This window comes from Pseudomonas fluorescens, from assembly GCF_018614775.1.
Taxonomy (GTDB): domain Bacteria; phylum Pseudomonadota; class Gammaproteobacteria; order Pseudomonadales; family Pseudomonadaceae; genus Aquipseudomonas; species Aquipseudomonas fluorescens_BY.
Genome location: NZ_JAGGOF010000044.1, coordinates 150,186 through 157,924, shown reverse-complemented (window position 1 = coordinate 157,924; position 7,739 = coordinate 150,186). Strand labels below are relative to the sequence as shown.

Annotated in this window: 7 protein-coding genes; 4 read left to right on the top strand and 3 right to left on the bottom strand. The window is 61.6% G+C overall.

Annotation, left to right across the window (positions count from 1 at the left end):
* Positions 1-261: 261 nt before the first annotated feature.
* The gene (locus J7E36_RS12370; RefSeq protein WP_215003228.1) at positions 262-1,164 is read right to left on the bottom strand and encodes a LysR family transcriptional regulator; all 903 of its coding nucleotides are present in this window, start codon (positions 1,162-1,164) and stop codon (positions 262-264) included.
* A gap of 92 nt (positions 1,165-1,256) precedes the next feature.
* Between J7E36_RS12370 and J7E36_RS12365 the strand changes: the two genes are divergently transcribed.
* From J7E36_RS12365 to J7E36_RS12355, 3 genes are all read left to right on the top strand, one after another.
* Entirely contained in the window at positions 1,257-2,264 is a 1,008-nt protein-coding gene (locus tag J7E36_RS12365; protein ID WP_215003226.1) for an aldo/keto reductase, read from the top strand.
* A gap of 95 nt (positions 2,265-2,359) precedes the next feature.
* The gene (locus tag J7E36_RS12360) at positions 2,360-3,148 is read left to right on the top strand and encodes a DeoR/GlpR family DNA-binding transcription regulator (RefSeq protein ID WP_215003224.1); all 789 of its coding nucleotides are present in this window, start codon (positions 2,360-2,362) and stop codon (positions 3,146-3,148) included.
* A 110-nt stretch (positions 3,149-3,258) separates the two neighbouring features.
* Positions 3,259-4,185, top strand: a complete 927-nt coding sequence (locus J7E36_RS12355) for a Gfo/Idh/MocA family protein (protein WP_215003222.1) — start codon at positions 3,259-3,261, stop codon at positions 4,183-4,185.
* Positions 4,186-4,227: 42 nt separating this feature from the next.
* Here J7E36_RS12355 and J7E36_RS12350 read toward each other — a convergent pair whose 3' ends face one another.
* Positions 4,228-4,626 carry a hypothetical protein gene (locus tag J7E36_RS12350; protein WP_435304170.1) on the bottom strand — a complete coding sequence of 133 codons (399 nt, stop codon included), beginning with the start codon at positions 4,624-4,626 and terminating at the stop codon, positions 4,228-4,230.
* A 31-nt stretch (positions 4,627-4,657) separates the two neighbouring features.
* Between J7E36_RS12350 and J7E36_RS12345 the strand changes: the two genes are divergently transcribed.
* Complete coding sequence (locus tag J7E36_RS12345; RefSeq protein ID WP_215003220.1) at positions 4,658-5,785, top strand: saccharopine dehydrogenase family protein; 1,128 nt, start codon at positions 4,658-4,660, stop codon at positions 5,783-5,785.
* Between the two features lie 197 nt (positions 5,786-5,982).
* Here J7E36_RS12345 and J7E36_RS12340 read toward each other — a convergent pair whose 3' ends face one another.
* Positions 5,983-7,722 carry a dipeptidase gene (locus tag J7E36_RS12340; RefSeq protein ID WP_215003212.1) on the bottom strand — a complete coding sequence of 580 codons (1,740 nt, stop codon included), beginning with the start codon at positions 7,720-7,722 and terminating at the stop codon, positions 5,983-5,985.
* Between the last annotated feature and the right edge of the window lie 17 nt (positions 7,723-7,739).

The window sequence follows — 7,739 nt, the reverse complement described above, 5'->3', positions numbered from 1 at the left end:
CCTGCTCGCGATGACGGCGGCCCATCCAACACCTCCGCAAGCTGACACACCGCAATCGCGAGCAGGCTCGCTCCCACAAGGGTTCTCGGGTGGGTGCAAAATCTGCATACACCCCAAGGCACCTAATGTGGGAGCGGGCTTGCTCGCGATGACGGCGGCATATCCAACATCCCTGCAACCTGACCCACCGCTTTCGCGAGCAAGCCCGCTCCAACAGGTTTTGCGGCATGCCCAATCCTGCGAACACCCACAAGCTCGTTGTCAGCGCTCGCAGGCATCCGCCCTGATGAATTCAATGAGTGCTTTCAAAGCTGGTGGCACGTGGCGTCGGCTGGGGTAGTAAAGAAAGAACCGGCTTGGCGGCGCTTTCCATTCCTGGAGGATTTCCCGCAAATGTCCATTGCGGATCTCCTCGCGTGCCAGTTCCTCGTAGACGTAGGCCACACCGGCGCCGTCTTTCGCCGCCTGGATCATCAGCGCATCGTCTTCGAGGATGAGCGGGCCGTTGACGGACAAGCGTACCGGCTGCCCCGCTGACTGATACTCCCAGGCGTAGAATTTGCCGCTGGGGAAGCGTCGGGCAATGCACCGGTGGTCGAGCAAGTCGCGGGGTGCATGGGGGATCCCCTGGTCGGCCAGATAGGCCTGAGCCGCAACGGTCACAAATGATTGGGGCGCGCCGACAGGCACGGCGATCATGTCGCCGGCCAGGCTTTCCCCAAAGCGGACACCCGCGTCAAATCCGCCGTCGACGATATCGGTCAATCCATCGTCGGTGACCAGGTCCAGCTGAATACGTGGATACCGGGCAACGAAGGGCGCGAGAACCTCGGCAAACACGATGCGGGCTGCCGGGCGTGCCACGTTGAGGCGAAGTTTGCCAGTGGGCACTGGCTGCATCGACGTCAGTTGCGCCAATGCATCGGCCACCTGGTGCAGGGTCGGCGTCAGGGTCGCCAGTAAGTGGTGACCGGCCTCGGTCGGGGTCACGCTGCGGGTGGTTCGGTTCAGCAGCCTAACGCCCAGTCGCGCTTCCAATGCCCGCATGGCATGGCTCAACGCGGAAGCCGAAACGCCACGCTCGTCGGCAGCCTTGCGAAAACTGCGGTGACGCGCAACGGCGGCAAAGGCGTCGAGTTCGGAAAGGTCCGGAGAATGACTCATGAATGCTGTTCAGTAGTTCAAATTGGATTACCTATCTTATCGCCGCGACAACGCCCCCGGATACTGTTCGCCTCATTTGTGGAGAGGTCGCTATGCAAAAGAATCGCCTTGGAACATCGGATTTTCGGATTTCGCCCATTGGCTTGGGAACCTGGGCCATCGCCGGCACCGGTTGGGAATACAGCTGGGGCGCGCAGGACGACGAGGACAGCCTGGGCGCCCTGGAATATGCGGTCGAGCGCGGCGTGAACTGGATCGATACCGCAGCGGTGTATGGCCTCGGCCATGCCGAGCAATTGGTCGGGCAATTGTTACGGCGGCTGCCGGCGTCGCGGCGTCCCTTGGTGTTCACCAAAGGCAGCCTTGTGTGGGACCCGATTACAAAAGCGATATCGCATTCGCTGGCGCCGCAGTCCTTGCTGGCCGAAATCGAGGCAAGTCTGCGCCGGCTGCAAGTCGAAACCATTGATCTGTATCAGATCCACTGGCCGGCGTTTCCGGCCGGCGGCGGGAGTGAAGGCATTGAAGCAGCGCTTTCGGCTTTGGCGTCTGCACGGGATCAAGGAAAAATCCGCGCGATCGGCGTCTCGAATTTCGATGTCGCGCAGCTCCAGCGGGCCCAGGCGGTGACCGCGGTGGTTTCGCTACAGCCGCCATATTCCGCCTTGATGCGGGACATCGAGCAGGACGTCCTGCCGTATTGCGAGCGGGCCTGCGTGGGGGTGCTTGCCTATTCCACGCTTCAATCGGGCCTGCTTTCCGGCAGCATGACCCGTGAACGCATCTCGCAACTGCCCGAAGACGACTGGCGCAAGGCTCGAAGTGCCGACTTCCAGGAGCCCCGGTTGAGTGCCAACCTGGCGCTGGTCGAGGTCATGGCGCGCATTGGTGCACGGCACGGAGTGAGCGCTGCGGCGGTCGCCATTGCCTGGGCGTTGCGCAACCCGGTCGTGACGGGCGCCATCGTCGGCGCCCGCCGCCGCACACAGGTCGATGGGCTGATCGCCGGTGCGGAGCTGCGCCTCAGCGCGGCGGAAATTGAAGAGATTCAACCGTTCCTGCCTTCAGGCACGGGCACCAATGTCCCTGGGGCCGCCTGAGATTTTCTCGCGCAAGGTTTGACGAAGGCCTGCATACCCGGCATATTTTGCTCGCTTGTGAAAAATTGTGCTCGTTTATGCAGGTTGTTAATTTCATGACGTCAACTCACGAAGCGTTTCCTGGCGAGCGCCAGCAATTGATCAGCGAACGCCTGGCCCGTTACGGCCGGGTGATCGCGGCTGACCTGGCGAGCGAATTCAATGTCTCCGAACACTCGATACGCCGTGACCTGGGCGCTTTGGCGGCGGCGGGGGTGTGCAAGCGCGTCTACGGTGGCGCAATCCTGTTGCCTGCGGCCGAGAGGCCGATGGACGTACGCGTGCGCCAGAACCCCGTGCGCAAGGGCAGTCTCGGCCAGGCGGCGGCTTCATTGTTGCGCGCCGGCCAGCACGTTTTCATCGATGCCGGCTCGACCAACCTGGCCATCGCCGGCGCCATTGATCCAACGTTGCCGTTGACCGTCGCCACCAATTCCCCATTGATCGCGGTGCAGTTGATGAAGCTGCCCAGTGTCGAGGTCATCCTGTTGGGTGGGCGGGTGAACCCGGTCGCCGGTGGCGTGATCGGAGTGACGGCGGTGCAGCAGCTGCGTCAGTTCAGCTTTGACCTGTGCTTCCTCGGCGCCTGTGCCATTGACCCGGACAACGGCGTCACTGCGTTCGGCCTGGATGACGCTGAATTCAAGCGCGCGGTGGCGGCGGCAAGCGGTCAGTTGGTCAACGCGGTCACCAATGAGAAGCTGTCCAGTGTTGCTCATTACCAGGTCGCGTCGTGTGAAGAGGTCACCGCCCTGGTGGTGGAGCACGACGCGCCACGTGAGCGCCTGGAACCGTTCTTCGGCAGGGTCTCCAACGTGGTGGCGGCGACTGGCGGACAGCGCTGAAGGGTTTGCGCAGGCGATCATCGAATCCATGGGAGAAGCCCATTGTCCGTCGGGCGAATTAGGGCTAGTTTGCTGCCCCGGCATAAGTACAAAAAAATCAGGAGTCATTGATGCAACCGATTCGTCTCGGTCTGGTGGGCTACGGCAAGATCGCCCAGGACCAACACGTTCCCGCTATCCTCGCCAACCCTGCGTACCAGTTGGTGGCCGTTGCCACCCAAGGGCAACCCTGCGCCGGCGTGGAGAACTTCCGCTCCCTGGGCGAACTGCTCGCAAACGGCCCGCAGGTCGATGCGATTGCGTTCTGCACACCGCCCCAGGGTCGATTCGCCCTGGTGCAAGAAGCGCTGGCTGCCGGCAAACACGTCCTGGTGGAAAAACCGCCGTGCGCCACGTTGGGTGAAGCCATGGCGTTGGTCGATCAGGTCCGTGCACAGGGCGTCAGCGGCCTGTTCGCCTGGCATTCGCGTTACGCCCCGGGCATTGAAGCCGCCCGTGAATGGCTGGCGACTCGCACCCTGCAAAGCGTACAGATCGACTGGAAGGAAGACGTGCGCAAATGGCACCCCGGCCAGGCGTGGATCTGGCAACCGGGTGGCCTGGGGGTCTTCGATCCGGGCATCAACGCGTTGTCCATTGCGACCCATCTGCTGGCGCTGCCGCTGTTCGTCGAGTCTGCCGACCTGCGTGTCCCGGACAATTGCCAGTCGCCCATCGCGGCGAGCATCAAGATGTCCGATGCGCGTCATCTGGACATCCGCGCGGAGTTCGACTTCGACCATGGCCATGATGAACTCTGGAGCATCGAGGTTCGCTGCGCCGAAGGCACCTTGCGCCTGGACAACGGCGGCGCGCTGCTGAGCATTGACGGCGTGCGCCAGAGCGTTTCGGAGGAGGGCGAATACGCGGCGGTGTACCGGCACTTCCAGCAGTTGATTGCCGGCAAGGCCAGTGACCTGGACCTGCAACCGCTGCGGTTGGTCGCAGACAGCTTTTTTGTCGGCAGCCGGGCGCTGGTGGCGCCGTTCTACGACTGACGGTTGCGACTTGGCGCCCGGCTTGACCGGGCGCTTGCGCTGTTAACGACCTGACAAGGGATAATGCTTGATACGACAGGGATAGTCGTTGCCGTCCCCTTTACAAATGCCATCCAGATACCGGTAGTGGACTTGCACTGTCTGCCCTTTGCCAGGCCATTGGTGGCGGGCAAGTGTGGCCTGGTAGTCAGGGGTTTCCGGAATGAATGTGATAGCCGACCCTGGCTCCGGACACTCCACCGTCGCGGATGCCGGATTGGCTTTCAGGACCCGCGCCTGTAGCTGCGGATAGGGTTTTTTCAAGACCTCGACGATGTGCAGGTCCATACGGCATATCTGCCACGCGCCTGCCTGTGCCGATCCGCACAGAAGCAACAGCGTCGACAGCGCCAGGGCCTGACCCGCTGCGTGTTTTCCAGCTGAAAAAGCGTGGGATATCATGGCGATTCCACTGTGGCTGTAGGGAAGGAAAATGACACTCAGGGTGATGGTCGTCGGTGGTTATGGAAACTTCGGCAGCATCGTATGCCGACATCTGGTTGTAACGCCAGGCATAGAGCTGGTGATTTCCGGACGCGACCCGGAAAAGTTACGGCGTAAAGCCGATGAGTTGAACGCACAATCGGGCAAGGTCTGTGAAAGTTGGTGCGGCGATGCCATGGGGTGCGCGTTCAGCACCGCCCTGAGTGGGATGAATATCCAGCTGGTGATCCACACCGGTGGCCCCTTCCAGGGCCAGTCTTATGCAATTGCGCAAGGTTGTATCGAGGCGGGCGTGAACTACTGCGACTTGTCGGACTGCCGGACTTTCGTCAATGGCATCGGCGCGCTCGATGTGCAAGCGAAGCAAGCCGGCGTGGCGATCCTCAGCGGTTGCAGCTCGGTGCCCTCGCTGTCGGCCGCCCTGATCGACGAACATCGCTATCGCTTCCAACGAATCGACTCGATCGAGCACGGCATTTCCTCCTCGGCCAAGATGCCAGGGCTGTCGACCATTGAAGGCGTCCTGGCCTATGCAGGCAAACCGATCAAGCAACTGAAGAACGGCCAGGTCCATGAGGTGTCGGGCTGGCAGGACCTGACGCTGCGTAGAATGCCGCACCTGGGCCGCCGGGTCGTGGCGAATGTCGACGTACCGGACATGGACATTTTTGCCTGCCGATATGGCGCCCGGACCCTGCGTTTCAAGGCTGGTGCGGGGGTGAAGCTCGGCGGTGTCGCCAATTGGCTACTGGCCCAGGCGATGAAAAAGGGCTGGGTGCGTGACCATCGTCCCTGGGCGGCAAGACTGCATCGCTGGGGCACCTGGTTCGAACGCTTTGGCGACGGCAAAAGTGCAATGTACATCGACGTCCAGGGCATCGGGGTCGATGGGCAGCCGTTGTCCATGACCGTGCAACTGACCGCACTGAATGACAAAGGCCCGCAAATCCCCAGTTGCGCCGCCGTTGCCCTGGCGACGAAAATCGCCCAAGGCTACGTGCCCGAGCCTGGCGCCCGACCGTGCGTGGGCGAAATCACGGTTGACGAATACATGGCCGCCATCAACGACCCGCTGAACTTGTCGATCTCGGTACAACTCTGCGACGGGCAGCGCTGAGCCATGCTCTATTTGTGCCTGAGATACGTCCACGTCATCGCCGCGATTTCCTGTTCGGCTTTGGTGATTGTGCGGGTGATGGTGACGAAGATGGCGCCGTGGGAGTGGGTTGGGGTGTTTCTTCAAGGGAAAGAATGAGGTCACCTGTGGCGAGGGAGCAAGCTCCCTCGCCACGGGTTCATTTCAAGCCGGCTTGTTCAGAGCTTCGGCAACTGCCCGATCCGCCCCATCATCTCGGTCACGATCTGCAAGTCCAGCAGGAACTGCTCAACCGTCTTGAACTCGTTGTCGTTATGACCGGTGTACTTGACGTCTGGCATCGCCAGGCCGAATTGCACGCCGTTGGGCAGGTCATGGACCGAAGTGGCGCCGGCGGAGGTGCCATATTTGTGTGCCATGCCGAGGTTTTCGGTGGCAACCGCCAGCAACGCCTTGACCCATTCACCCTCGGGGTTGCGGTACATCGGCTCATCGATGGAGTCATCGAAGGCCACGGCGACCTGGGACTTCTTGCTCCACGCGGCCAGCTTGTCGGCGATTTCTGTCTTGAGTGCTTCGGTCGATTTGCCCACCGGCACCCGCAGGTTGACTGCCAGCTTGAAGGTCTTGTCATCCATCCCGACATAGGTCAGCGAAGCCGTCAGCGGGCCCATGAAGGCATCGGAAAAGCCAATCCCAAGTTGCTTGCCCAAGTAGTCCAGGCCCCAGTTGTCGGCGGCGTAGCGCGCGGCGTCAGTGATGTGGTTGTGCTTGAGCGCGACCTTGCCATCCAGGCTATTGATGAATACCAGCATCCTCGCCACCGGGTTGACGCCTGACTCTGGCTCGGAGGAGTGCGCGGAAACGCCGGTGAACGTCAGTTGGACGTCCTTGCCGGCCACTTGGGAGGCCACTTCGAAGTTGCCGCCATTGTGCTTGGCGTACTCGGTACCGGCCCTGAGCAGGCTGGCGGCCAATTCAGCGGGCTTGTCGGTGACGAACGTGGCAACCGACGTCGACGGGATCTGGTTGGTCGCCATGCCGCCGGTCAGCGCGGTGATTTCGGCGCCCTTGCCCTGGCCTTCACGCCGGGCAAAGTTTGCCATGACCGTGCCATAGCCTTTCTCGGCAATCACCACGGGGTAGCCGCCGTCCAGCGCCAGGTTGTAGTTCGGCGTCGGGTTGCGTTCGAAGTAATACGGGATCGCGTCGCCGGTGGTTTCTTCGGTGGTGTCCACCAGCAGCTTGAAATGGCGCGCCAGGGGCAGCTTCTCTTCCTTGATGACCTTCATCGCGTAGAGCGCCACCACGATGCCGTTCTTGTCATCTTCGGTGCCACGGCCATACATGCGGTCGCCCACCAGGGTGACCTTGAACGGATCGAGGCGGGTGCCGTCTTTCAGTACCCAGTTTTCCGGCGTCACTGGCACGACGTCGGCATGGGCGTGAATGCCCACGACTTCGTCGCCACCGCCTTCGAGGGAAATCTCATAGACGCGGTTGTCGACGTTGCGGAAGTTGAGGTTGAAGGACTCGGCAAGGCCTTTGATCTTGTCGGCAATCTTGAGGAATTCAGGGTTTTCGTGCTGGGCGACGCCGTCCTTGCGAAAGGTCGGGATCGCCACCAGTTCCTTGAGCGTCTCGGTGGCCGCAGCGCCGTATTTCACCCGCGCGTAGATGCCCAGCAGGCGATGGATTTCATTCTGCTGCTGCGCTGAGAGTGTCTTGTTGTCGAGGAAGGCGCTGATGGCCGGGTCGAGATCGGCGGTCTTGGCGAGGTCGCTCTTGGCGACGCTGCCCAGGAATTGCCTGAAATCGGTGATCGATTGCTCAGTGAAAGTCTTGACGATGGCTGCGCTCTGTTGTGCGGTGATGTTGGCAAGTGCAGGCGCAGAGAGGGTGGCGAAGCTGGACAGCAGCAGGGTGGTGACGGCCAGGTGCTTGAACGAGAAGTCCATTGTTGAAGGCATTCCTT